Source organism: Mesorhizobium sp. ISC15 (genome assembly GCF_037162615.1).
GTDB lineage: Bacteria > Pseudomonadota > Alphaproteobacteria > Rhizobiales > Rhizobiaceae > Mesorhizobium > Mesorhizobium mediterraneum.
This window is the reverse complement of record NZ_JAVSPX010000001.1, coordinates 4,922,032-4,944,979: the sequence shown is the minus strand read 5'-3', so window position 1 is coordinate 4,944,979 and position 22,948 is coordinate 4,922,032. Positions and strand designations below refer to the sequence as shown.

The following is a 22,948-nucleotide window of genomic DNA, read 5'->3' as shown; positions in this document are numbered from 1 at the left end:
CGCGCGCCCGCGGTCGAAGCAAGCGCAGGTCCAACTATATAGGGAACCCAGCCTTCATCGGCAAATATTGAGAGACCCGATTTTGCCGCCCTGGTCCAACGCACCGTGCCCTCTCGGTGCGGGCCGTCTATGACTGCTAGACATTTGGTCCATTCGGCAGATCGACGGTAACGACGAGCCCGGTTGGCTGGTTGTCCTGCAATTCGATCTTGCCGCCGTGGCCCTGGATGATGTCCGCAACGATCGAGAGGCCCAGACCGAAGCCGTGCTTCGACGTACCGCCGCGCGACGTGTCCTCCTTGAAGAACGGTTCGAAAACACGGGCGCGCGCGGGTGTCGGAATGCCCGGCCCATCGTCAACGACCTCGATGCGCGCCGCTGTATCGGTCTGCGTCAATGCGACGGTGACGTTGCCGGCGAACCTAACCCCGTTGTCGCACAGATTGGTGATCGCCCGCGCCAACGCATTGGGTTTGCACCAGCCCAGAAGCCGATCCGGCCCGGAATACGAGACCGGAAACCCGACATCCGAAAATTCGGCGCAGACGGTTTGCAACACGCTGGCAATGTCGACACGCTGCAGCTTCTCTGTCGAGACATCGTTGCGCAGATACGTCAAAGTCTCGTCGATCAGATCTTCAATATGCTGGATATCGGACAGCATCGCGGTTCGGATGAGCCCATCATCCATGCGCTCGGCGCGAAGCCGCAGCCGCGTCAAAGGCGTGCGCAGATCGTGGCTGACGCTGCGCAACATGCGCGTGCGGTTTTCGATCATCGTCCGGATGCGTGTTCGCATCCTGTTCAGAGCGCGCGCCAGGCCGGCCATCTCGATAGAGCCGCGTTCGACGAAAAGCTCGTCGCCATTCTCGATCTCGGCCGAACCGACGGCCGCCGAGATGCGTTTCAATGGCTCCGTCACGGCCCATACAGCAAAGAACCAGATCAAGGTGGGCAAGGCGATGAAAGCCATAAACTTGTAGAACAAGGAACGGATGAGGTCTGATGTCAGTAAGGCATCGGGTACTCCGAGGTGAGCCAGGATGGTCTGCTGATCCAGGCCAATGACAAACGCGGATCGACCATCGACGGTCACCCATCGTCCCTCAATCGGCCTCCTCCCGAACCCGAGAAACCGTTCGATGTTTCGCCATTGCGTATAAGAATATGGAATACCGTCGATCTGCTCCTTCGAAAGTATCTTGAAATCCAGGCCCGCACGAGCCGTCGCTGCCAGAATCTCGTCACGAGCCTCCGCTGGTGCTTCGCGCAACAGGCCTGCAATCACGGTGGCTCGCAGGAGACTGTCGTCAATGACGGGCAGGTCGATATTCCTGGTAAAGCTTTCGACGACCGATCCGGTAGACATGATCACGATCACCGCGACGAAAATGATTGCCGCGAGTTGCCCACGCACTGACTGCGGCAGGCTGCGGCGGATGAAATTCCTCATGCTTCCTCCACCGTCGCGGTGAAGATGTAGCCGCCCAGCCGAACAGTCTTGAGAAGCACCGGATCGCGCGCATCCTTTTCGATCTTCTGGCGGATCCGGCTGATATGGACATCGACGCTTCGCTCGATCGGGCCGGCAAGCCCTGCATGGGTCACGCCGAGTAGTTCCTCGCGTGAGAGAACCCGGCCGGCATTGCGGCAGAACGCAAGCAACAGGTCGAATTCATGCATCGTGGTCGAAACCCGCGCATTGCTTGGATCATGCAATTGCCGGCGTATCGGATCGAGCCGCCAGCCGTTGAAGCGAAGCACCTTCGAGCGATCCCGCTCTTCGGGAGCGCTGGCGGTTCGGCGCAGCAACGCTCGTATCCTGGCCGTCAGTTCGCGCGCGCTGAAAGGTTTCGTCATGTAGTCGTCAGCGCCGATCTCCAGTCCGAAGATACGGTCGATTTCTTCGCCAAGCGCGGTCAGCATCAGGATCGGAACGTTCGTGTGGGCGCGAAGACGGCGGCAGATGCTGAGGCCGTTTTCGCCGGGGAGCATGACATCGAGCACGATGAGATCGAATTTCTGGTTGCGAAGCGCGGCGTCCATCCGGATGCCACTCTCGGCTACTTCCACGATCATGCTGTTTTCAGTGAGCGTCTCGCCCAGCATGCGCGCGATTTCGACATCGTCTTCGACAATGAGGACACGCCAAACTTGTCTTGTCGATTTGGACTCGGCGTTCAAATCGCCTTGGTGTCGTGCGACGTTTGCCATTTGCCTGGACTGGTACCTGTGTGGGCGGTCAGAAACGATATCCGACGAGAAGCATGCCTGAAGGCTGGATCTTTTCGGCGACGATCGGACTGTCGGCGGCGTCACCGACGAGAACGCCGACTCCCGCTTCGCCGCGCACCATCCAGTTCTGGTTGAGCAGATATGTGGCGGACACTGAAAAATCGGCGCGCTTCAATCCGGCGCCGGCATCGTAGCGTGCCAGCCCGGAGCGAGCCGATTGTTCCGGCGTGACGCCGAAATAGGCCTGCATATGATTTTCGTCGGCGAAGACGGCGGAAGCGCGGGCGCCGACCATCAATGATTGGGACAGCGGCTGGTTGACCTCGATCCCGACCTCGCCCACCAGGCCATCGCTGCCGCCGATGGTCTTGTCCACTTGCGCGAAGATTTCAGCCGGGCCGAAATTCACCGTGGCCTTCGCGCCCACGGTTCCACCCATGCCGATGTCTCCCAGCCCGCGCAGACGATCGGCATCGTCTTCATCGCGGCCCATTTCATAACCAAGCCGCGCACTGAACTCGAACCGGTCTTGTTCATAGATAGCGATGTCGGCGCCTGTCGGATTGATCGTCATCACGTCGCGGAATGTCGCCGTGACAAAGGGTACCGGCATGATCTTGAACTCGTCGCTGCCCTCGTACTTTGGAACGATGATCGCGCCGCCGCCCAGGACGACATGCCAGTCGGACAGTTTTTGCTCGAAACGGGCGAAACGGGAAGGTTCGGGCGGTGGAAGGGAGAGATCGTCCGAATTCACCGCAATGGCATCAGCGGCAAGTGCTATTCCCGGATGCGTTGAAAACAGGATGGCCATTGCGGCAAGAGATGCCCGGCCGGCAAATATTCCAGAATCCATTTTGGCGAACATGCGTGCTCCAGTATAGCGAGGCGATAAGCCTCTGATGCTCTCACCATTTCAGATGAAAGTGGCCGCATGCGTGAAGTGATGTTAAGTTTTGTTGCGCAATCGTGGTTTCATCTTGGCGCCTCTACGAGAGAACGATGATGCCAGATGATCGATCCGTTCTCGCTTCGGACGATCAGGAGTAAACGATCGCCCGTCCGCTAATCCAAGTCGCATCAGCCTTCGCCTCCCTGCAGGACAGGGCGCATTTTCGTTTGATATTCCCGCGCGTTGCGTCATAGAGCGGCGGACTCTCAAGTCTAGACGTGCCGCCGCTCTATCTTTGTGTTTGGGCATCGGATTTTGCCAAAACCGGTTTCCACTTTTGGGCTCGATGCTCTAGACCTGACGGGCACCTTTTCCGGAATTCTGATGGCGGGAGGCGCTGATGGAAGGCCAGGACGAACAGACGACCGGCGCCAGGGCCGCTGAGGATAGCCACGCCGACATTTATGGCGAGGACGGCGCCATTCTGTCGTCGTTCCTTGCCCAGATCGGCGCAGCGATCGCTGATCGCGACACGCTGACGCTGAAGCGTGAAGTCGACGACCTGCACCAGTCGGAACTCGGCGATCTGCTCGAGGCGCTTCATCCCGAACAGCGCCGCGCACTGGTCGAATTGTTGGGCGCCGACTTCGACTTTTCCGCGCTGACCGAGGTCGACGAGGCGATACGCCGCGACATCGTCGACAATCTGCCCAACGCGCAGATCGCGCAGGGGGTGCAGGACCTCGATTCCGACGACGCGGTCTACATCCTCGAGGATCTCGAAAAGGAAGACCAGGACGAGATCCTGTCGCAGTTGCCGTTCACCGAGCGGATCAGGCTGCGCCGCTCGCTCGCCTATCCCGAAGAAACCGCCGGCCGCCGCATGCAGACGGAGTTCGTCGCGGTGCCGCCGTTCTGGACGATCGGCCAGACCATCGACTACATGCGCGAGGACCAGAACCTTCCCGACCGCTTCAGCCAGATATTCGTCATCGATCCGAGCTTCAAGCTGCTCGGCGCCATCGACCTCGACCAGATCCTGCGCACCAAGCGTTCGGTCAAGGTCGAAGAGGTCATGCATGAGACCAGGCACGCCATTCCGGCCAAGATGGACCAGGAAGAGGCGGCGCGCGAATTCGAGCAATACGACCTTCTCTCCGCCGCCGTCGTCGACGAGAATGACCGGCTGGTCGGCGTGCTGACGATCGACGACGTGGTCGACGTCATTCAGCAGGAAGCAGAGGAGGATCTGCTGCGCATGGGTGGTGTCGGCGACGAAGAACTCTCGGACAGCATTTTCTCGACCTCGCGCTCGCGCGTTCCGTGGCTGCTGGTCAACCTCGGGACGGCCTTCATCTCGGCCTCGGTGATCAGTATGTTCGGCGCGACGATCGAGGAAATGGTCGCACTTGCCGCACTGATGCCGATTGTCGCCTCGCTGGGCGGCAATGCCGGCACGCAGACGATGACAGTGACCGTGCGCGCGCTCGCCACACGTGACCTCGATATCTACAATGCCGGTCGCGTCATTCGCCGCGAGGTTGTGGTCGGCTTGCTGAATGGCATGGTCATTGCGGCGATCCTCGGGCTGGTCGCCGGCCTCTGGTTTCACAATCCCGACCTCGGTTTCGTCATTGCCGTGGCGATGATCGTGAACATGCTGGCCGCGGCACTCGGCGGCATTCTGATTCCGCTGTTCCTCGACAGGCTCGGCGCCGATCCGGCGATTTCGTCATCAATCTTCACGACGATGATTACCGACGTTATCGGTTTCCTCGCCTTCCTTAGCCTTGCAACCTGGTGGCTGCATCTGGGCGCCGGAGCCGGATAAGGCACTTCAATTGACTTTTACGTAAGTTGCGTGCGAAGTTTTGACGGAGAGCCAACCGATCGATTCCGGTACGGGACGAGCCGCTTTTGTGAATGAAGGGCATCGCCGCATGATGGGTGATCGCGCCGCTTTCCGGGCATTTGGAGTGATGATGCGGGAATATTATTCGATCACAGAACTGACCCGCGAATTCGATGTTTCGACGCGGACGCTGCGCTTCTATGAGGACGAGGGGCTGGTGCAGCCGGTACGGCGCGGCCGCACGCGGCTGTTTCGCCCGTCGGACCGGCATCTCATCCGCCAGATCATGCGCGGCAAGAGGCTCGGCTTTTCGATCAACGAAATCCGCGAAATCATCCAGATGTACAAGGAGCCGCCCGGGGAGGTCGGTCAACTCAATCTGATGATCAAGCGCATCGAGGAAAAGCGAGAGGATCTGCGCCAGAAGCGCCGGGACCTCGAAGAGACCCTGGCCGAGCTCGACCAGGCTGAGGAATCCTGCGTCGAGCGACTGGTGGAGCTCGGCGTCAACACTTGAGTGGCCTTTGCCGCACGCCTCAAATCCAGCGCCGCACCTTTTTCGCGTAATCCCGGTATTTCTTGCCGAATTTCGTCGCCAGGACTTTCTCCTCGCCTTCGATCGCCATCTTCTGCGTTGCGAAGGCCGCGATGATCGCCAGCGGCAGGAACCATACAATCCCCGAGACAAGGGCCACGCCGATCAGCAGCAGCGTGTTGGCCAGATAAATCGGGTTGCGGCTGACGGCGAAAGGGCCTGATGTGACCAGGTGGTCCGGCACGGCGTTTGGGTGGAGCGTCGTCTTTGCCCGGATCATGGTGCGGATCGCCGTGAACCAGAGTGCGACGACGCCGAACAATGCCACCCAGCCGGCCGCGAACAGGATGTCGCCTAGAAGGCCGCCGATCCATGGAAGCGGATAGAGCAAGCCAAGCGCGATGCTGACGGCGATGGCTGCGAGATAGATCAGTGGCGGCCACGGTATAAACCCCGGTTTAGGCTGCCCCGGTTTAGGCTGATGGTCGGTCATTGTGCTCCTCCCTCCATCAAAGTGCTGTCGGCTTTGGCTGTGCAGGCGCCGGCGAGCTCGTCGAGATGTGCCTTCCAGTCTGCAGCCTGGTCGTTGCTGTAGAGCCGATCAAGCGTCGCCTCGCCCTCGAGCGTATCGAGCATGCACACACAATAGCTGGAGCAGAACTCCGTGTCGCGCGATTGCTCGCACGACATCTGGCATTCTTTCAGGAAGGTCACCTGCCTGGTTTCGACCGGTGCCGGCATGATCTGCGAAAACAGCCAGACCGAGCCGATCAGCACCGGCTGGTGGATCAGATAGAAGGCGAGGCTGTGCCGGCCGATAAAGACCAGCGGATTTGTCCAGCGGGCAGGCGTGACGCTCGCCAGCCGCGTCAGCATGCCGGAGGCGGAGCTGAGCTTTGCCGCCGCGATGCCCGCAAGCACGGCGCCGAACCACGGCAACAGCGGGACATAATCGTTGGAGCGTGGATTGGTTGCCGACAGGCCGACCCACCACAGGGCCGGATGGTCGAAGATCCCGGACCTGAGATAGAGCGGAGCGGTGATGACGAAAGCCGCGACGACAAGCGTCAGCAGCGCCGGCAGCCGCAGAAACGCCAGGCCGAGCAGGCTGGCCAGCGCGATCTCGTGCAGGATGCCGAAGAAGATGAAGCTGTCGGGCGTGGCAAACCTTGTGGCGGCCGATATGGCGAGCGCCGCCCCGGCGACCATGGCGAAGCGTTTCCAGAAGCCGTTCCAGCGGATCTGTTTGCCATGGGCGAGGAACAGGCTGACGCCAACCAGAAACAGGAAGGTCGAAGCGATGCAGCGCGCGTAGAACTTCCACCAGCCGAAGGCGGTCAGGCCGGGATCGGTGTAGCCGAAGAATTCGAGATCCCAGGTGAAATGGTAGCTCGCCATGGCAAGCAAGGCGATGCCGCGTGCGACGTCGATGGCGATAATGCGCTTCGTCTTCGATTGATCCTGAACGGGGGCGACTGGCGTAAGGATGCTCATGGTCTCGCAATCTGATTCAGCACTGCAAGACGACTATCACGGTTGCCCCGGACAAAAGAAGGCGGGCCAAACCTCTCAGATGTTCAGGGCGTCGGTGAAAGCGCTGTGGCGTTCGCGCACCCAGTTGTGGAAGCGATGCAATTCATATTCCTCGGGCATCAGCACGCCGGCCTCGTGGCGCATCGAGCGCAGGCCCTTCTGGTTGACCTCGCAGATATCCGCGTCTTCCTCCAGCACCTGCCTGCCGAAGGCGACGATGTTGTCGATATCAGCCGTTGGATCGGCGAGCGCTTCGGGCGAAAAAAGCCATTCGGCGGTCAGTTCGGTCTGCTCCGGGCCGAGCGGCACCAGCCGCACGGTGCGGACATAATCGACATGGCCGACGATGAACATCGACGGCAAATTGGTGGCATAGGTCTGCCCGGCGGTACGCTCGGCGGACGTCAGCTCGGGAAAGGCCGGGCCGTGGACGCGCCCGTCGCGCGACCAGGTCTCGGCTCCGGCCCGCAGGCCACCGGAAAACTCCGGCGCGTCATTGTCGGCGTAACGGGCCCATTCCGGGTCGTCGTGCCGCCCCATCAGGCCGCGGCCATAGATCGGCACCAGCCGAGACAGGTCCTTGTGAACGCCCGGGCAATGCAGGCACTCGTTGAAGTTCTCCCAGAAAATCTTCCAGTTGCAGTCCATCACCTTGCGCAGCACATGGCCCGACACCAGCGTCTCCAGCGGCCAGTTGGCGAGATTGCCGGATGCGGGATCGAAGGATGTTTCGGCCGAACCGGCGGCGTCTTCCCTGAGATTGACGAAGACGAAACCGCGCCACACCGACAGTGCGACCCGATAGAGCGGATGATCGGCCTTGTCGAAGCCTTCAGGTAGCGATTTCGACGGCACGCGCACGAGATCGCCACGCAGCGAATAGGACCAGGCGTGATAGGGACAGGTGATGAGCCGCGCCTTCAGCCGTCCTTCGCTCGCCTGGCAGAGCTGCGAGCCGCGATGCCGGCAGGTGTTATGGAAGGCGCGCAGCTCGCCGGTCTCGTCGCGCAGCACGACGATCTCCTGCGTGCCGACACGGAATGTCCTGAACGCCAGCGGCTGGGCAAGGTCGGCCTCGCGGCAGACGAGCAGCCAGCTTCGATACCAGATGGCGTCGAGATCGCGCTGATGGGCGTCGATGTCCCAGTACGCCGACGACGGCAGCGTCGGTTCAAGTCGCGTCAAACCGTTATAGGGATCGTGCTCGCTCGGGCTGGGTTGCATGACCGGCTTCCTGTGATGCTCCAGCCGACACCCGGCCGCGAAAATTGTCAATCACGGCGCCGGCTGGCTGGCCTGCCAAGACGGCGCATTCGCGCTGGTAGCTGGCGGAATTTGGTTTGCCGGGCGTTACGATTCTGCCTATAGTCGCAGCCGTCGTCGGTTCCTTTGGAACCAAGAGGGAATGCGGTGAGGGCAAAATTTGCCCAATGCCGTGGCTGCCCCCGCAACTGTGTGCGGTAGTCCTCTCCATATGCCACTGAAGAGTTTCTTCGGGAAGGTGGGGAAGGGCGCTGATCCGCGAGCCAGGAGACCTGCCGGCGACAGGAGAACTGACTTCTATGCCCTCGGGTGGAGGGCGAAAGGACAAGACATGAATACCGCTTCCGTCTCGCTCGGCGCTTCCGTCTCCTCGCAGTCGCGCTTCTTGCAGCTGGCGCTTGCTGCATTTCTCGGCATTTTCGTCATGGGCTTTGTCGGCTTCTCGCATATCGATGCGGTCCACAATGCCGCTCACGACTATCGCCATTCGATGGCGTTTCCCTGCCACTGACGAGGGGCTGACATCATGACATTGTTTCGCAACGTCGTGTTCATCGCGGCGATCGCAGGGCTTGTGGCCGGCGTCGTCCTCGCCTGCATGCAGGCCTATGCCACCGTGCCGCTCATCCTGAAGGCGGAAGTCTACGAGCAGGCCGGCGGCGGCCACGCGCATGACCATGCCGCGGCGCCGATAGCACCTGCCGAAAACGCAATGAGCACGACTGCTATGAGCAGCGCCGCACCGGCTGAAGCTGCCGCTCCGGAAGACGAAGGCTGGGCGCCGGCCGATGGCTTCGAGCGTTTCGTCTTCAATATCGCTGCCAATGTCGTTACCGGCATCGGCTTTGCTCTGATCCTGGTCGCCGCTTCGGAGTTTGCCGGCGGCATCGGCAATTGGCGTCAGGGCCTGTTCTGGGGGCTCGCTGGCTTTGCCGTGTTCACGCTGGCTCCGAACCTTGGCCTGCCGCCCGAACTGCCGGCGATGCCGGCCGCCGATCTCGCCCAGCGCCAGATCTGGTGGATGGCGACAGTGGTGGCGACAGCGGCCGGTCTCGGCCTGCTTGCCTTCCGCAAGTCGCTGCCGCTGGCGCTGCTTGCCGTGGCATTGATCGTGGCGCCGCATATCGTCGGCGCGCCGCAGCCCGACAATTTCGAGTCGCCGATCCCGGAAGGTCTGCATCACCAGTTCGTGGTGGCGGTGACGCTGACCAATCTGGTGTTCTGGCTGGTGCTCGGCGCCGTCGTCGGCGTGGTGCGTGGCCGCTTGACCGGCACGGCGACGAGCCTGCGCGACAGCTTTGCCTGATCGCGTTGCTTCCGGCGGGACGCTGACGCTGGTCATCGGCGGTGCGCGCTCCGGCAAGAGCGCGCATGCCGAAAGATTGGTGACGGCCTGTCCGGCGCCGTGGACATACATCGCCACGGCGCAAGCCTATGACGACGAGATGCGCGAGCGCATCGCGCTGCACCGATCGCGGCGCGGCGAGGGCTGGACGACCATCGATGCGCCGCTCGATCTCGTCGGCGCGATCGAGGCCCTGCCTGACGGCCGGCCTGTCCTGATCGACTGCCTGACGCTGTGGCTGACCAACCATATGCTGGCCGAACATGACATTGAGGCTGAATGCCGGGGGCTGGCCGATGTGTTGTCGCGACCGCGCGGGCCATGGCTCGTGGTCTCCAACGAGGTCGGCCAGGGCATCGTGCCGGACAATGCGCTCGCCCGTCGGTTTCGCGATGCCGCCGGCCGGCTCAACCAGCAGGTCGCGACGATAGCCGATACGGTGCTGATGATGGTGGCGGGACTGCCGCTGAAGGTGAAATGACATGGCTGATACTATCGAACCCAAGGACGAAGAACGCCACCGCGCCAAGATGGCCAAGCGCAAGGCGGTGCAGGACGCCGAGGTCGCGGCAAAGACCGTCGAGAAGGGGCTGCTGATCGTCAACACCGGCCCCGGCAAGGGCAAGACCACCGCTGCCTTCGGGCTGGCGCTGAGGATGCTCGGCTACGGCAAGCGCGTCGGCGTCGTCCAGTTCATCAAGGGCAAATGGCACACCGGCGAGAAGGACGCCTTTGCCGTTTTCGGCGATCGGGTCGTTTGGCACACGATGGGCGAGGGTTTTACCTGGGAGACTCAGGATCTGAAGCGCGACATCGCTGCCGCCGAAGCTGCCTGGGCCAAGGTGCTCGAGCTGATGGCCGATCCGTCGATCAGCCTTCTGGTGCTCGACGAGCTGAACATCGCGCTGCGCTACGACTATCTCGATCTGGACAAGGTGGTGGCGGCGCTGAAAGGGCGCCGCGAGGGTCTGCACGTCGTCGTCACCGGCCGCAACGCCAAGCCGGCGCTGGTCGAGGCGGCCGATCTGGTCACCGAGATGGGCGTGACCAAGCATCACTTTTCCGCCGGCGTGAAGGCGCAGCAAGGCATAGAGTTCTGAGGGGTTTTGCCCGCGCCTCTTCTTCCTTCTCCCCTTGTGGGAGAAGGTGGATTGGCGCGCAGCGCCAAGACGGTTGAGGGGTGCTGGCCGGAGCGCTGTTGGTGCCAAGCTGGAACACCCCTCATCCGGCCGCTTCGCGGCCACCTTCTCCCACAAGCGGAGAAGGGAAAGCCGCACGAAGCGGCTCGCCCCGGAATGGTAAGAGTGAGGGGCAGCGCAAACCTGAAGCGATTGGCCACTTCGTGGCCCGAAATCGATTGCTTTGTGACGGCAGTTATGCTAGGAATTTATTCATGGTGCTGATTTGCGCCAGCGACCCGCCCCCGAGGCGGTTTTTTATTTCAGCCGATCTCGACCGGCCGTCCTCAAGATGAGACGCCGTCACGCAGCGATGACGATCACCGACAGCAAGCCGAACAGCGCGATCAGCAGAAAGTCGGCGACCCGGTAGAGTTTCAGCGCCCGCCTGATGTCGGCGCTTTCCACGTCGCGGCGGCCGCCTTCGCCCATGAACGCATCGTCGACCATGACGCCGTCGTAGGAGCGTGGGCCGGCGAGCGCCAGGCCAAGCGCGCCGGCCATCGCCGCCTCAGGCCAGCCGGCATTGGGCGAGCGGTGCTTTTTCGCGTCGCGCTGCACGGTGCGCCAGGCGTTGCCGGCATCGGCGCCTTTGACGAAGAAAGAGGCAGCCACGATGAGCAGCGCGGTCAGCCGTGACGCCGGCAGGTTGATCAGATCGTCGAAGCGCGCCGCCGCCCGGCCGAAGGCCTCATGGCGCGGCGTGCGGTGGCCGATCATCGAATCGGCGGTGTTGGCGGCCTTGTAGGCGACGCCGCCGGCCAAGCCGCCGACGCCGACCCAGAAGACGGGCGCGACGACGCCGTCGGAAAAATTCTCGGCCAGGCTTTCGATCGCCGCGCGGCAGACACCTGATCTGTCGAGCTTTTCCGGATCGCGGCCGACGATCCGCGAGACGGCAACACGGCCGATATCGAGTCCGCCATTGTCCAACCCGTCGGCCACCGCCTCGACATGCTCGGCCAGGCTCTTCTGCGACAGCAGCGACGTCGCCAGAATCGCCGTGAGGATCAATCCGGCTGGAATGCCCGAAAGCATGGTTTCAACTGCGAAAGCGATGGCGGCCGGCACCAGCACGATGATCAGCAGCGCATGAACACCGCGCCGGCGACGCAGGGCGTCGGAATCAGTATCGCGGTTGAGCCTGCGGTCGAGAAAGGATATCAGCCTGCCGAACCAGGTGACGGGATGGCCGATGGCGCCGAACAGCCAGGCCGGGTAGCCGACAGCGAATTCAACAACCAGTGACAGGAAAGCGATCAGGATCGACATGAAGTCTCTTGATGGAGCGGCGACAGTGGTGGATCACGGCGGAAGCCTTGGCCGGGCGAGGGCGCTTTTCCCGCACGCGCCACAACCCTTCGTCGACCTCTCGACCGGTATCAATCCGCACTCCTATCCGTTTTTCGAGTTGCCCGCCACCGCCCTGTCGAGATTGCCGGAAGCCGCGCGCGCCCGCGAGTTGGCCGACGTCGCGGCAAGCGCCTATCGCTCGCCATCGGCAGCGCATGTGATGTCGGCGCCTGGCACCCAGATCCTGTTGCCGCGCGTCGCCTCGCTGGTGCGCCCCGGCAAGGCGCTGGTGCTCGGGCCGACCTACGCCGAACATCAGCGGGCGGCGGCGATCGCCGGCCATGCTGTGATGGAGGTCGATGATTTCGAAGCCCTGGCAGGAGCCAACCTTGCCATCGTCGTTAACCCCAACAATCCAGACGGGCGCATCATCGAACGCAAGAAGCTGCTTGCGCTTGCGGGAAAATTGCGCGCCAGAGGCGGGTTGCTGGTCGTCGACGAGGCGTTCATGGATGTCGGCCCACGCGCGGAAAGCCTGGCCGGCGATGTCGAGCAAGGCGGCATCGTCGTATTGCGATCCTTCGGCAAGTTCTTTGGCCTCGCCGGGCTGCGGCTTGGCTTTGCACTGGCCGATACGCTGACGGTCGAGCGGCTGGAGGCGCAGTTCGGGCCATGGGCGGTCGCCGGACCGGCGCTCGAATATGGGATCCGCGCACTTGCCGACACCGGTTGGCAGGCCGAGATGCGACGCCGTTTGGCCGAGGATGCGGCGCGGCTCGATGCGCTGTTCGGCCGCTTCGGCGTGCCTGTCGCCGGCGGCACCACGCTGTTCCGCTATGTCAGGCTGACGGACGCCGCCGGCCTGTTTTCGGCACTTGGCGAGCGTGGCATCCTGCTTCGTCATTTCTCCGGCCGGCCGCATGTGCTGCGCGCCGGGCTGCCGGGTCCGGAGGAAGAATGGCAGCGGCTCGAATCGGCTCTTGCCGACTGGGCGCAACAGCGCGACGATGACGCCTAAAGCGCGTCGCATTTGAACGGATTCATGCGACGCGCTTTAAGTTCTTGTTTTTATGCATGTCGTTGTCGCAAAACCGCTGCGCACTTTTGCGCGACATGCATTAGGAGATCCAAGCAATGATCCATGTCTGTTCGCTGTCGAAGGTCGAGGAAACGGTCGCGAAAACCGGCGCCGAGCGGCTGCTTTCCCTGCTGGCTGCCGGTACCGAGGTGACGCGCCCGGCCTCGATCATCAGGGAAAACCATCTGCATCTGGTCATGCACGACATTGCGGTGGCGCAGGACGGCATGACCATGCCGGGCGAAATCCATGTCCGTGACTTGCTCGATTTTGCGCGCCGATGGGATCGTGCGAGGCCGCTGGTCGTGCATTGCTATGCCGGCATCAGCCGTTCGACGGCCTCGGCCTACATCATCGCGGCCGCATTGGCGCCGAAGCGCGACGAGGTCGAGTTGGCTGAGACGCTGCGGGCGCTATCGCCGACGGCGACGCCCAATCCGCGACTGATCGCAGTTGCCGACGCGCTGCTTGATCGCAACGGCCGCATGAGCCGCGCCATCGAGGCGATTGGGCGCGGCGCGGACGCCTTCGAAGGCACGCCGTTCGCGCTGAAGATCGACGGCTGATTCTGGTCAGAACCTGATCCATCCCGATCTGGATGGGCTGCGCCTGTTTTCATCGAAGCTATTTGATCACCCTTTCCATGTACCGCGTAGCTTCCTCCAAGCCCTTCGGTGCCGGTTCGAACGGTTCGCACTCTTGAAAGCCGAACTGGCGGTAAAGGGTGATTGCATTCGTCATGAATGAAACTGTCACTAGGTTCACCTTTTGGCACCTGGACTGCTCGATAGCATCGAGCGCCGTCGCAAGTAGGCGGGCGCCTACGCCTTTTCCTCGTTCTTCCGGACGCACGAAGAGCTTAATGATCTCGGCAACATCTCCATGACTGACGTAGCCGACGCAACCTAAGGCGACAGAGCCAGCCCGAGCGAGGTACATGCCTGTGCTGGGCGAGGTGCATTTCTCCAACAAGCTCGCGGCATCGTCAGAATAGTAGGCGGAAATCACATCTTCGGACGGAAGTCCGTGCACGCCGCATTGTGCAACGTCCCATTGGCCCATCTCCGCGATGAGTGCGCCGGCTTCATGGAAGTTAGCAAGGGTCAGTGCCTTTGTGACGACAACCATCGCGCACCCATGGATGTGAGACTGGAAGCAACCGGCGATACTTTGCTTTACGCACGGTCTGGAAACTAGCGCCATCAAAAGTGGCTGTCTGCCTTGAACCTCAAGCGCGGCGTGTGCAGAAATCCGCATTTTGGCTCACCTTGACCTGAAACAGACCCCTAGGCCAGCCAATCGACCAGCTTGGCCTTGCGCAAATCCTTCAGCAGGCTGATGAATCCGTCGGCCTGATGGATGGCGGTCAGCCTGCCCTTTTCGGCCGTTGCAATGCTGGCATCGCCGACCACGCCGTTCGGGTTGAGATCGGTAGCGATCCAGGCGAAGGCGTGCGTTCCGGTGTGGCGCAGCAGCGAAAATTCCTTTTCGGCGCGAGCGACATTGGACACGAAATTGTCGGCCTTTGCCATGTCGACCAGATCCGGCCGGAAATGCAGCATCAGCGAGGTTTCGACGTCGCCGCCATGGATGCCGTGGCGGTCCTCAAGCGCGGTATACATGCCGGCCGGCCGGCCAAAGCGCTGCCAGCTCGTCTTCACCGCCAGCATCTTTGCACGCACGCGCAATTCGCGCGTGATGATGCCCATGATCTCCTCGTTGCCGCCATGCGAGTTCACGACGATCAGTTTCCTGATGCCGGCGCGCGCTATCGACAGGCCAAGCTCGGTCCACGTCTCGATCAAGGTCGCCGCCGGCAGAGTGAGGGTCCCCGGCGCATGCAGGTGCTCGTTCGACTTGCCCACTGCCTGGACGGGCAGGATGCGGATGTCGAGATCACCCGGCAGGCGGGCGATCATCGTGTCGAGCATGCCGGTCATGATCGAAGTGTCGGTCGAAACCGGCAGATGCGGCCCGTGCTGTTCGATCGCTGCCACCGGCAGAACGGCGATCGTCGCCTCCGGGTCGATGGTGGCGTATTCGGTGGTCCGGTAATCGCCCCACCACACGCGTTTATTTGGAACGGTCATGTCATGCCTTTTTCGATAGACTGGCCTTTTCGATAGGCTGGCCTCTTCGGTGCAGACCTAGCGCGGGAAGGATCGCCTGTCGATCACCCTGCCGCGATGACCTCGATCTCGACCTTGAATTCCGGCCGCGCGAAACCGGACACGATCATCAGCGTCGAGGCGGGTGCCGGGCTGGCGAACAGGCGGTCGCGGACGTCCATATAGGGCCTGAGGAAAGCGCGGTCGGTGACATAGGCATTGATGCGAACGATGTCGGAGAGTCCAAGCCCGGCCTCGCCGAGAATCGCGGCGATATTCCCGAAACAGAGTTCCGCCTGTGCGCCGGCATCCTCCGGGATCTGATCGTCCGCAGTGATGGCAACCTGGCCAGAACACAGCACCAGCCTCTTGCCGGGCGGCACCTCGACGCCATGGCTGTAGCGGGCGAAAGGCGGCTTGATCGACTTCGGCGTGAGGAATTTGAACATGGCAATCTCCGTTTCGCAACCAGCCTAAGGCCGGATTAGCCGTGTCTTCAAGTTGGTGGTGCATGTTATCAGGGCGATTGTGGACAGGCGTTCAAAAAATAGGCACCATGCCTTCGGTACAGCATGACCAGTCCGGCCTTCGCGCACGACTGTTGCGCAAGCGGGCGGTCCCGGCGATGGCATGTGTCTTGCTTCTTGAATCGATGGTGTCGAGCCCGGCGCGTGACGCGCCCGAGCCAACAAAGGGTGGTGTGGATGGACGGAAAACTTAAGATCTCGGTTGGCGCGATCGTGCTGCTTGCCGCGAGCACGCTGAGCGCGGCAGCAAATGAGAAGGTCACCTTCGGCACCAACTGGCTCGCCCAGGCCGAGCACGGCGGCTACTATCAGGCCGCGGTGGATGGCACCTATGCCGCTTGCGGGCTCGACGTAACGATCATGCAAGGTGGCCCGCAGGTCAGCGGGCGGCCGCTGTTGCTCGCCGGCAAGATCGACTTCTATATGGGCGGCAACATGCTACAGGCCTTCGACGCCGTCCAGCAGGAGATTCCGCTGCGCGTGGTCGCTGCCTCCTTCCAGAAAGAGCCGCAGGTGATCATGGCCCATCCAGGTCAAGGGCTCGATAAATGGGAGGATCTGAAAAACGCGGATCAGTACATCATCGCTGACGAAGGTGCACAGAGCTTCTTCCAATGGATGGTAACGGAATTCGGCTTCGATCCGGCCAAGCGCGTGCCCTACACCTTCAACCCCGCACCTTTCATCGCCAATCCAAAATCGATCCAGCAAGGCTACGTGACCTCGGAACCCCATGCGGTCGCCAAGGAAGGCGGCTTCCAGCCCAATTTGTTCCTGCTCGCAGACTACGGTTTCGACACCTATGCGACGACGATCGAGACCATGCAGGCCACGATCGACAAGCGGCCGGAGGTTGTTCAGTGCTTCGTCGATGGCTCGGCCAAGGGCTGGTACAACTATCTCTACGGCGACAACGCTGCCGCCAATGCGGCGATCAAGAAGGACAATCCCGACATCAGTGACGAACAGATCGCGTTTTCGATCGAGCAGATGAAGAAATTCGGCATCGTCGATTCCGGCGACACGGAAAAACTCGGTATCGGCGCGATGACCGACGCGCGCATCCAGAGCTTCTACGACAAGATGGTCAAGGCCAAGGTCGTGCCGGCCGGTGTCGACATCAAGAAGTCCTACACGCTGGCCTTCGTCAACAAGGGCGTCGGGATCGAGCTGAAGAAATAGCGCCCAGGCATGATGCAGGAAAAAGTGGCGGAAGCGCCGGCGAGCGCATCGGGCAAGGGTCCGATGCTGCTGGCGCTGCGCGGCGTCGACAAGGTATTTTCCAATGGCGTGACAGCGCTCAGCGATGTCGACCTGACGATCCGGGAAGGCGATTTCCTCAGCCTTCTCGGCCCATCCGGCTGCGGCAAGTCGACGGCGTTGCGGCTGATTGCTGGCCTGTCGACGCCGACCTCCGGCGTGCTCGACTGGCGCGGCAGCAGCTCTGTCGACCGTTCGAATATCGGCTTCGTCTTCCAGGAGCCGACGCTGCTGCCCTGGGCCGATGTCTTTGACAATGTCTGGCTGCCGCTGCGGCTGAAGGGCGTGTCGCGGGCCAAGGCTGCGCCTGTCGTGATGGAGATGCTGGCGCGAGTTCACCTGACCGGCTTCGAGAATGCCGTGCCGCGCGAGCTGTCCGGCGGCATGAAGATGCGCGTCTCGATCGCCCGCGCCATGGTGACCAAGCCGCGCGTTCTGCTGATGGACGAGCCGTTCGCGGCACTGGACGAGATCACCCGCTTCAAGCTCAACAACGATCTTCTGGAACTATGGCAGGACGAGCGTTTCACCGTCGTCTTCGTTACCCACAGCGTCTTCGAAAGCGTTTTCCTCTCCAACCGCGTCGTCGTCATGGCGGCGCGACCGGGCCGGGTGTTCAAAGAACTCGCCATCGATGCGCCCTATCCGCGCAACGAAGCTTTCCGTACCTCGCCCGACTATGCCGCGCTCTGCCGCCAGGCATCCGACGTGCTGATCGGCGCCATCAACTCAACTGCCGGACCGCATCATGACGGCCATTGAAGAACACGCGCTGACGCTCGATCCAGAGGAGGCGCGTCGCGTACGCCAGGAGCGGCTCGAGCAGATCGGCCGATGGGTGCTGCCGCTGGCGATCATGATCCTGGCGATCTGGCTGTGGGATCGAATCTGCGTCTGGAACGACATTCCGAAATATATCCTGCCGCGCCCCGGTGTGGTGCTGCAAACGCTGTTCGACGATGCCGGGCTGCTGTTCTCCTCGCTGCTGGTGACGCTCAAGATCACCTTCCTCAGCCTGCTTCTGGCCGTCATCGGCGGTGTCGGGTTGGCGGTGCTGTTCGCGCAATCGAAATGGGTGGAGATGTCGTTCTTCCCGTTCGCCATCGTCCTGCAGGTGACGCCGATCGTCGCGATCTTCCCGCTGATCAACATCTATGTCGACAACCAGACGACGAAGCTTCTGCTGTGTGCCTGGATCGTCGCCTTCTTCCCGATCCTGTCCAACACCACACTCGGCCTCAATTCCGTCGACCGCAATCTGCGCGACATGTTCAAGCTCAACGGCGCGACCCGCTGGCAGCAATTGCGTTATCTCAGGCTGCCGGCGGCGATGCCCTATTTTCTCGGTGGGCTGAAGATCGCCGGTGGCCTGTCGCTGATCGGCGCGGTGGTGGCGGAGTTCGTCGCCGGAGCCACCGGCCAGTCGTCGGGGCTTGCCTCGCGCATCATCGAGGCCGGCTACCGGCTCAACGCACCGCGGCTGTTCGCGGCGCTGATCCTGATCTCGTTCACCGGCATTCTGATCTTCCTGGTGCTGTCGCTGATCTCGCATCTGATCCTGCGGCGCTGGCATGAAAGCGCGCTGAGGCAGGAGCGATGATGGTTGGCGCCGTTACCCCCCTCTGTCCTGCCGGACATCTCCCCCTCAAGGGGGGAGATTGGATGCCATCTAGGATTTCGCCAATCACCAACGTTGCAAGACGAACGCCATGGCCGAAGCTGCTAATCTCCCCCCTTGAGGGGGAGATGTCCGGCAGGACAGAGGGGGGTAAGGCTTGATACCAGCTTCTGGTTCTTACCATCTTGCGAACGTCCGGCTTCATTCATCCCTAACCCCGGGCCTTGCCGCAGCCTTCGACGCCGACGGGTTTGCGCTCGCCAATATCGCCGTCGCCGACGGCAGGATTTCCAGCGTCGTCGCGCATCGCCAGTCCAATACACCGGCAGGCACGATCGACCTCGGCGGCCGCATCGTCATGCCGTGCTTTGTCGACTGCCACACCCATATCGACAAGGGCCATATCTGGCCTCGAAAACCCAATCCCGACGGCACGTTCATGGGCGCGCTGAATGCCACCGGCGCTGACCGCGCTGCCCGTTGGAGCGCGGACGATGTTGCCCGCCGCATGGATTTTTCGCTGCGCTCAGCGTACGCGCACGGCACCAAAGGCCTGCGCACCCATCTCGACAGCGTCGCGCCGCAGGAGGAGATCTCCTGGCCGGTGTTCGAGACGATGCGGGAGCAATGGCGCGGCCGCATCGAGCTGCAGGCGGCCTGTCTGCTCGGCATCGAAGGCGTGCGCGACGGGAAATGGTTCGAAGGATTGGCCAAACGCGTCGCCGCGGCCAAGGGCGTGCTCGGCGTCGTCACCTACATGCTGCCGGACCTGGAAGAGCTTCTCGACCAGGTGTTTGCGCAGGCGATCAAGCATGGCCTCGACCTCGATTTCCATGCCGACGAGACCGACGCCGCCTCGGCGATCTCGCTGAAGAAGATCGCCGAGGCGGCACTATGGAACGGTTTTGAGGGAAACATCCTTGTCGGCCATTGCTGCTCGCTGGCACGCCAGCCCGATCTCGATGTGCTGGACACGCTGGACAAGGTGGCGAAGGCGCGGCTCGCCGTGGTGTCGCTGCCGATGTGCAATCTCTATCTGCAGGACCGGCGGGCTGATAACACCACGCCGCGCTGGCGCGGCGTGACGCTGCTGCACGAGATGAAGGCGCGCGGCATTCCAGTGGCCGTCGCCTCCGACAACACCCGGGACCCGTTCTACGCCTATGGCGATCTCGACATGCTGGAGGTCTACCGCATGGCGACGCGTATCCTGCATTTCGATCACCCGGTCGGCGATTGGCCGCAAGCGGTGACTTCGACGCCGGCCAAGGTGATGCGGCTCGATGGTTTCGGCATGCTTGCCGCAGGCAGCGCGGCCGACTTCGTCGTCTTTAGGGGGCGGAGCTGGACGGAATTGCTGTCGCGGCCCGAATCGGATCGCATCGTGGTGCGCGATGGCCGCGCCATCGAGCGCCACTTGCCCGACTATGCCGAACTCGACGAGCTGATGGTGAAATGATGGACATTTCGGCACTGAAGCGCGACCTCGACGGTCTGAAGATCGACGACCATCCGGCGATCGTCCAGCAGAAGAGCCGCGATTTCTACTGGTACAGCCCGGTGCTGAAGCAGCAGCTCGACCATGTGACCGGCGACCTGATCGTGACGCCGAAGACGGAAGACGAGGTGATCCGCGTGCTCGCCGCCTGTCACCGGCATGGCATTCCGGCGACGCCGCGCGGCAGCGGCACCGGCAATTATGGGCAGGCTATGCCGCTGTCCGGCGGCGTCGTGCTCAACCTTGCCGAGATGAATACGATCAAGACGATTGCGCCGGGCCGCGTCGTGACCGGGCCGGGTGCCGTGCTTGCCGACATCGACAGAGCGACGCGGGCGCATTCCGGACAGGAGCTTCGGATGTCGCCGTCAACCTACAACACGGCGAGTATAGGCGGCTTTGTCGCCGGCGGTTCAGGCGGCATTGGCTCGATCCGCTGGGGCGGGCTGCGCGACCTCGGCAATGTCATCAGGCTCAGGACCGTGACGATGGAGGCGGAGCCTCGCATCATGGATCTTACCGGCGAGGAGGTGCTGAAGGTCATGCATGCCTACGGCACCAACGGCATCATCACCGAGGTCGAGATGCCGCTGACCGCAAGCTACGACTGGATCGATGTCATAGTCGGCTTCGACGATTTCATGGATGCAGCCGGTTTCGGCAATGGTCTTGCCATCCAGGATGGCATTCTGGCGAAACTGATCACGCCGATCGCCGCTCCGATCCCCTATGACTATTTCAAGCGGCACCAGAAATTCTTCCGGCGCGAGCAAAGCATCGTCGTCTGCATGATCGCGTCGCATGCGATGGATGCCTTTGTCGCCCTCACCGCACGCAGCAAGGGCGAGATCGTCTTCCGCGCCGACAAGGAGGCCGATCTCAAAGGCCTGCCGCCGGCCTATGAGCTGACCTGGAACCACACGACGCTGCGTGCCATCAGGGTCGACTCGACGATTACTTATCTGCAGACCCGCTATCCCTCGCCGGATCACCTCGCTTACGTCAAGGCGATGATCGATCGCTTCGGCGACGAGGTGCCGACGCATCTCGAATTCATCCGCTTCGATGGCGCGATCGGCGTGGCCGGACTGCCGCTGGTCCGCTTCACGACAGCGGAGCGGCTCGACGAGATCATCCGCATCCATGAAGACAATGGCTGCTGGGTCTTCAATCCGCACCGCTACACGCTGGAAGAGGGCGGCATGAAGCAGACGGACGAGGTGCAGCTCGCCTTCAAGCGCGAGACCGATCCGCAAGGGCTGCTCAATCCCGGCAAGATGATCGCCTGGGAAAACCCGGACTACGACTATCGCTCGGGCAAGTCGTTCCTGTTCAAGGGGTTGGAGAAGGCGGGTTGAACGATGACGAGCGTGTGGCGCTGTACCCCCCTCTGGCCTGCCGGCCATCTCCCCCTCAAGGGGGGAGATTGGCAGTTTCTACGCCTCGATCCCCTTGCCGCGTTGGTGTTTGGCAAAACCGATGGTGACGGCCAATCTCCCCCCTTGAGGGGGAGATGCCCGGCAGGGCAGAGGGGGGTGCCTCGCGCCAACCTGCGAGCACTTCAATGAAAATCCTCGTGCTCTACGCCCATCCGGTCGAGGCCAGCTTCAATGCCGGTTTGCACAAGGTGATCGTCGAGCGGCTGACGGCCGCTGGCCATGCCGTCGACGATTGCGACCTCTATGCCGAGAATTTCGATCCCAGGCTGACGCGCGCCGAACGGGTCAGCTATCACGACGAGCGCGGCGCCGCTGATCCGGCGGCCGCTTATATCGAGAGGCTGCAAAAGGCCGAGGCGCTGGTGCTGTCATTCCCGGTGTGGAACTACGGCTATCCGGCGATCCTGAAGGGGTTCTTCGACCGCGTTTTCCTGCCTGGCGTGTCGTTCAAGCTGGTCGACGGCAAGGTGAAGCCGTCGCTGCACAACATCCGCAAGCTGGCGGCGGTCACCACCTATGGCGGCAGCCGGCTCCATGCAATGCTGATGAGCGACCCGCCGCGAAAGCTGGTCAAGCGTGTGTTGCGCGCCACGGTCAAGCCAGGCGCCTCCGTTTCCTATCTCGCGCATTACTCGATGAACCTGTCGACCGATGAAACGCGGAAAAGATTCATGGCGAAGGTCGCCGCCAGCATGGATGCCTTCTGATGCGGGTCCTGGTGGTTTACTGCCATCCTGTGCCCGAAAGCTTTTGCGCCGCGATCCGGGATAGTGCCATCGAGGTGCTGAAGGCGAGGGGCTGGGAGGCGCGGCTGCTCGACCTCTATGCGGAGAATTTCAATCCGGTCATGGGCTGCGGCGAGCGACGCTCCTACAATGAGCATGCCCCGCAGGACCCGGCGCTCAAGCCGCACATCGACCACCTAAACTGGGCCCAGGGAATCCTCTTCATCTATCCGACATGGTGGTACGGGCTGCCGGCAATGCTGAAGGGGTGGCTAGACCGGGTCTGGGCGACCGACGTCGCCTTTAAGCTACCAGCGGGCAAAGGACGGATTCAGTCGCTGATGAGGCATGTGACGAAGATCGGGGTGATCACGACCTGCGGCGCGCCGACCTGGTGGAGCGTCGTCGTCGGACAGCCGGGACGCAAGACAATCCTGCGCGGCATGCGGGCGCTCTGCGCCACCCGCTGCAAGACGTTCTTTCTGGCCCACTACCTGATGGACGCGTCGACGCCAAAGACGAGGGCGGCATTTCTGGAGAAAGGAAGAAAGAAGCTGGAGCGCTTCTGA

The 22,948-nt window shown here is 62.2% G+C and carries 25 protein-coding genes and 1 riboswitch; of the genes, 15 read left to right on the top strand and 10 right to left on the bottom strand.

The window, feature by feature from the left end; translation table 11 throughout:
* Nucleotides 1-136: 136 nt before the first annotated feature.
* The 3 genes from RPG13_RS23745 to RPG13_RS23735 are packed head-to-tail and all read right to left on the bottom strand — an operon-like array spanning nt 137 to nt 3,103.
* Nucleotides 137-1,453, bottom strand: coding sequence for a HAMP domain-containing sensor histidine kinase (locus tag RPG13_RS23745; protein ID WP_095483463.1), 1,317 nt, complete (start codon nt 1,451-1,453; stop codon nt 137-139).
* Entirely contained in the window at nt 1,450-2,214 is a 765-nt protein-coding gene (locus RPG13_RS23740; RefSeq protein WP_167391033.1) for a response regulator transcription factor, read from the bottom strand. The genes RPG13_RS23745 and RPG13_RS23740 overlap by 4 nt, the downstream gene beginning before the upstream one ends.
* Before the next feature lie 28 nt (nt 2,215-2,242).
* Nucleotides 2,243-3,103: a MipA/OmpV family protein gene (locus RPG13_RS23735; protein WP_095483464.1), complete on the bottom strand. Its 861-nt coding sequence runs from the start codon at nt 3,101-3,103 to the stop codon at nt 2,243-2,245.
* A gap of 424 nt (nt 3,104-3,527) precedes the next feature.
* Here RPG13_RS23735 and mgtE point away from each other — a divergent pair, with 424 nt between their 5' ends.
* Together mgtE and RPG13_RS23725 are read left to right on the top strand one after the other, a co-directional pair.
* Nucleotides 3,528-4,958, top strand: coding sequence for a magnesium transporter (mgtE, locus tag RPG13_RS23730; protein WP_095483465.1), 1,431 nt, complete (start codon nt 3,528-3,530; stop codon nt 4,956-4,958).
* 151 nt (nt 4,959-5,109) lie between these two features.
* The gene (locus RPG13_RS23725) at nt 5,110-5,496 is read left to right on the top strand and encodes a MerR family transcriptional regulator (protein WP_023685221.1); all 387 of its coding nucleotides are present in this window, start codon (nt 5,110-5,112) and stop codon (nt 5,494-5,496) included.
* A gap of 19 nt (nt 5,497-5,515) precedes the next feature.
* On the opposite strand, the gene RPG13_RS23720 is transcribed toward RPG13_RS23725, so the two are convergent.
* From RPG13_RS23720 to RPG13_RS23710, 3 genes are all read right to left on the bottom strand, one after another.
* Entirely contained in the window at nt 5,516-6,007 is a 492-nt protein-coding gene (locus RPG13_RS23720; protein WP_095483466.1) for a methyltransferase family protein, read from the bottom strand.
* Complete coding sequence (locus RPG13_RS23715; protein WP_127204837.1) at nt 6,004-7,008, bottom strand: DUF1624 domain-containing protein; 1,005 nt, start codon at nt 7,006-7,008, stop codon at nt 6,004-6,006. The genes RPG13_RS23720 and RPG13_RS23715 overlap by 4 nt, the downstream gene beginning before the upstream one ends.
* A 75-nt stretch (nt 7,009-7,083) precedes the next feature.
* Nucleotides 7,084-8,271: an aromatic ring-hydroxylating oxygenase subunit alpha gene (locus RPG13_RS23710; protein WP_127204838.1), complete on the bottom strand. Its 1,188-nt coding sequence runs from the start codon at nt 8,269-8,271 to the stop codon at nt 7,084-7,086.
* Nucleotides 8,272-8,411: 140 nt separating this feature from the next.
* Nucleotides 8,412-8,604, top strand: a riboswitch (cobalamin riboswitch).
* A 37-nt stretch (nt 8,605-8,641) separates the two neighbouring features.
* Here RPG13_RS23710 and RPG13_RS23705 point away from each other — a divergent pair.
* From RPG13_RS23705 to cobO, 4 genes are read left to right on the top strand one after another with little or no spacing between them, the layout of a single operon-like run.
* Nucleotides 8,642-8,821, top strand: coding sequence for a CbtB domain-containing protein (locus tag RPG13_RS23705; protein ID WP_095483469.1), 180 nt, complete (start codon nt 8,642-8,644; stop codon nt 8,819-8,821).
* 15 nt (nt 8,822-8,836) lie between these two features.
* Nucleotides 8,837-9,616: a CbtA family protein gene (locus RPG13_RS23700; protein ID WP_095483470.1), complete on the top strand. Its 780-nt coding sequence runs from the start codon at nt 8,837-8,839 to the stop codon at nt 9,614-9,616.
* 22 nt (nt 9,617-9,638) lie between these two features.
* Complete coding sequence (cobU, locus tag RPG13_RS23695) at nt 9,639-10,136, top strand: bifunctional adenosylcobinamide kinase/adenosylcobinamide-phosphate guanylyltransferase (protein WP_425351732.1); 498 nt, start codon at nt 9,639-9,641, stop codon at nt 10,134-10,136.
* A gap of 1 nt (nt 10,137) precedes the next feature.
* Nucleotides 10,138-10,755 carry a cob(I)yrinic acid a,c-diamide adenosyltransferase gene (gene cobO / locus RPG13_RS23690; RefSeq protein ID WP_095483472.1) on the top strand — a complete coding sequence of 206 codons (618 nt, stop codon included), beginning with the start codon at nt 10,138-10,140 and terminating at the stop codon, nt 10,753-10,755.
* Between the two features lie 381 nt (nt 10,756-11,136).
* On the opposite strand, the gene cbiB is transcribed toward cobO, so the two are convergent.
* Nucleotides 11,137-12,105: an adenosylcobinamide-phosphate synthase CbiB gene (cbiB, locus tag RPG13_RS23685; protein ID WP_337126132.1), complete on the bottom strand. Its 969-nt coding sequence runs from the start codon at nt 12,103-12,105 to the stop codon at nt 11,137-11,139.
* On the opposite strand from cbiB, the gene cobD reads away from it, so the two are divergent.
* On the top strand, nt 12,104-13,144 hold the full coding sequence (gene cobD / locus RPG13_RS23680; protein WP_337126130.1) for a threonine-phosphate decarboxylase CobD: 1,041 nt from the start codon (nt 12,104-12,106) through the stop codon (nt 13,142-13,144). The genes cbiB and cobD overlap by 2 nt on opposite strands.
* A 116-nt stretch (nt 13,145-13,260) precedes the next feature.
* Nucleotides 13,261-13,770: a tyrosine phosphatase family protein gene (locus RPG13_RS23675; protein WP_128242681.1), complete on the top strand. Its 510-nt coding sequence runs from the start codon at nt 13,261-13,263 to the stop codon at nt 13,768-13,770.
* 58 nt (nt 13,771-13,828) lie between these two features.
* On the opposite strand, the gene RPG13_RS23670 is transcribed toward RPG13_RS23675, so the two are convergent.
* The 3 genes from RPG13_RS23670 to RPG13_RS23660 form a co-directional block, all read right to left on the bottom strand.
* A complete protein-coding gene (locus tag RPG13_RS23670; protein WP_292714660.1) occupies nt 13,829-14,332 on the bottom strand; it encodes a GNAT family N-acetyltransferase in 504 nt (167 codons plus the stop codon).
* Nucleotides 14,333-14,490: 158 nt separating this feature from the next.
* On the bottom strand, nt 14,491-15,294 hold the full coding sequence (locus tag RPG13_RS23665; RefSeq protein ID WP_337126127.1) for a creatininase family protein: 804 nt from the start codon (nt 15,292-15,294) through the stop codon (nt 14,491-14,493).
* Between the two features lie 83 nt (nt 15,295-15,377).
* A complete protein-coding gene (locus RPG13_RS23660) occupies nt 15,378-15,761 on the bottom strand; it encodes a RidA family protein (protein WP_127294340.1) in 384 nt (127 codons plus the stop codon).
* A gap of 255 nt (nt 15,762-16,016) precedes the next feature.
* Between RPG13_RS23660 and RPG13_RS23655 the strand changes: the two genes are divergently transcribed.
* The 7 genes from RPG13_RS23655 to RPG13_RS23625 all read left to right on the top strand — a co-directional run bounded on the left by RPG13_RS23655 (nt 16,017) and on the right by RPG13_RS23625 (nt 22,948).
* A complete protein-coding gene (locus RPG13_RS23655) occupies nt 16,017-17,021 on the top strand; it encodes an ABC transporter substrate-binding protein (RefSeq protein ID WP_127294342.1) in 1,005 nt (334 codons plus the stop codon).
* A 9-nt stretch (nt 17,022-17,030) separates the two neighbouring features.
* Complete coding sequence (locus tag RPG13_RS23650) at nt 17,031-17,861, top strand: ABC transporter ATP-binding protein (protein WP_127294344.1); 831 nt, start codon at nt 17,031-17,033, stop codon at nt 17,859-17,861.
* A complete protein-coding gene (locus RPG13_RS23645) occupies nt 17,848-18,699 on the top strand; it encodes an ABC transporter permease (protein WP_095486735.1) in 852 nt (283 codons plus the stop codon). Before RPG13_RS23650 ends, RPG13_RS23645 begins: the two co-directional genes overlap by 14 nt.
* 175 nt (nt 18,700-18,874) lie before the next feature.
* Nucleotides 18,875-20,176: a cytosine deaminase gene (locus RPG13_RS23640; protein WP_127294348.1), complete on the top strand. Its 1,302-nt coding sequence runs from the start codon at nt 18,875-18,877 to the stop codon at nt 20,174-20,176.
* Nucleotides 20,173-21,573 carry an FAD-binding oxidoreductase gene (locus RPG13_RS23635; protein ID WP_442921351.1) on the top strand — a complete coding sequence of 467 codons (1,401 nt, stop codon included), beginning with the start codon at nt 20,173-20,175 and terminating at the stop codon, nt 21,571-21,573. Before RPG13_RS23640 ends, RPG13_RS23635 begins: the two co-directional genes overlap by 4 nt.
* A gap of 206 nt (nt 21,574-21,779) precedes the next feature.
* Nucleotides 21,780-22,361 (top strand): NAD(P)H-dependent oxidoreductase, encoded by a 582-nt coding sequence (locus RPG13_RS23630; RefSeq protein ID WP_095486732.1) that lies wholly within the window; start codon nt 21,780-21,782, stop codon nt 22,359-22,361.
* On the top strand, nt 22,361-22,948 hold the full coding sequence (locus RPG13_RS23625; RefSeq protein ID WP_337126125.1) for an NAD(P)H-dependent oxidoreductase: 588 nt from the start codon (nt 22,361-22,363) through the stop codon (nt 22,946-22,948). The genes RPG13_RS23630 and RPG13_RS23625 overlap by 1 nt, the downstream gene beginning before the upstream one ends.

What these genes read in the sequence shown, in the direction of transcription:
- RPG13_RS23745 (WP_095483463.1), bottom strand. Translation starts at nt 1,453, where the DNA reads ATGAGGAATTTCATCCGCCGCAGCCTGCCGCAGTCAGTGCGTGGGCAA.
- RPG13_RS23740 (WP_167391033.1), bottom strand. Translation starts at nt 2,214, where the DNA reads ATGGCAAACGTCGCACGACACCAAGGCGATTTGAACGCCGAGTCCAAA.
- RPG13_RS23735 (WP_095483464.1), bottom strand. Translation starts at nt 3,103, where the DNA reads ATGTTCGCCAAAATGGATTCTGGAATATTTGCCGGCCGGGCATCTCTT.
- mgtE (WP_095483465.1), top strand. Translation starts at nt 3,528, where the DNA reads ATGGAAGGCCAGGACGAACAGACGACCGGCGCCAGGGCCGCTGAGGAT.
- RPG13_RS23725 (WP_023685221.1), top strand. Translation starts at nt 5,110, where the DNA reads ATGCGGGAATATTATTCGATCACAGAACTGACCCGCGAATTCGATGTT.
- RPG13_RS23720 (WP_095483466.1), bottom strand. Translation starts at nt 6,007, where the DNA reads ATGACCGACCATCAGCCTAAACCGGGGCAGCCTAAACCGGGGTTTATA.
- RPG13_RS23715 (WP_127204837.1), bottom strand. Translation starts at nt 7,008, where the DNA reads ATGAGCATCCTTACGCCAGTCGCCCCCGTTCAGGATCAATCGAAGACG.
- RPG13_RS23710 (WP_127204838.1), bottom strand. Translation starts at nt 8,271, where the DNA reads ATGCAACCCAGCCCGAGCGAGCACGATCCCTATAACGGTTTGACGCGA.
- RPG13_RS23705 (WP_095483469.1), top strand. Translation starts at nt 8,642, where the DNA reads ATGAATACCGCTTCCGTCTCGCTCGGCGCTTCCGTCTCCTCGCAGTCG.
- RPG13_RS23700 (WP_095483470.1), top strand. Translation starts at nt 8,837, where the DNA reads ATGACATTGTTTCGCAACGTCGTGTTCATCGCGGCGATCGCAGGGCTT.
- cobO (WP_095483472.1), top strand. Translation starts at nt 10,138, where the DNA reads ATGGCTGATACTATCGAACCCAAGGACGAAGAACGCCACCGCGCCAAG.
- cobD (WP_337126130.1), top strand. Translation starts at nt 12,104, where the DNA reads ATGAAGTCTCTTGATGGAGCGGCGACAGTGGTGGATCACGGCGGAAGC.
- cbiB (WP_337126132.1), bottom strand. Translation starts at nt 12,105, where the DNA reads ATGTCGATCCTGATCGCTTTCCTGTCACTGGTTGTTGAATTCGCTGTC.
- RPG13_RS23675 (WP_128242681.1), top strand. Translation starts at nt 13,261, where the DNA reads ATGATCCATGTCTGTTCGCTGTCGAAGGTCGAGGAAACGGTCGCGAAA.
- RPG13_RS23670 (WP_292714660.1), bottom strand. Translation starts at nt 14,332, where the DNA reads ATGGTTGTCGTCACAAAGGCACTGACCCTTGCTAACTTCCATGAAGCC.
- RPG13_RS23665 (WP_337126127.1), bottom strand. Translation starts at nt 15,294, where the DNA reads ATGACCGTTCCAAATAAACGCGTGTGGTGGGGCGATTACCGGACCACC.
- RPG13_RS23660 (WP_127294340.1), bottom strand. Translation starts at nt 15,761, where the DNA reads ATGTTCAAATTCCTCACGCCGAAGTCGATCAAGCCGCCTTTCGCCCGC.
- RPG13_RS23655 (WP_127294342.1), top strand. Translation starts at nt 16,017, where the DNA reads ATGGACGGAAAACTTAAGATCTCGGTTGGCGCGATCGTGCTGCTTGCC.
- RPG13_RS23650 (WP_127294344.1), top strand. Translation starts at nt 17,031, where the DNA reads ATGATGCAGGAAAAAGTGGCGGAAGCGCCGGCGAGCGCATCGGGCAAG.
- RPG13_RS23645 (WP_095486735.1), top strand. Translation starts at nt 17,848, where the DNA reads ATGACGGCCATTGAAGAACACGCGCTGACGCTCGATCCAGAGGAGGCG.
- RPG13_RS23635 (WP_442921351.1), top strand. Translation starts at nt 20,173, where the DNA reads ATGATGGACATTTCGGCACTGAAGCGCGACCTCGACGGTCTGAAGATC.
- RPG13_RS23630 (WP_095486732.1), top strand. Translation starts at nt 21,780, where the DNA reads ATGAAAATCCTCGTGCTCTACGCCCATCCGGTCGAGGCCAGCTTCAAT.
- RPG13_RS23625 (WP_337126125.1), top strand. Translation starts at nt 22,361, where the DNA reads ATGCGGGTCCTGGTGGTTTACTGCCATCCTGTGCCCGAAAGCTTTTGC.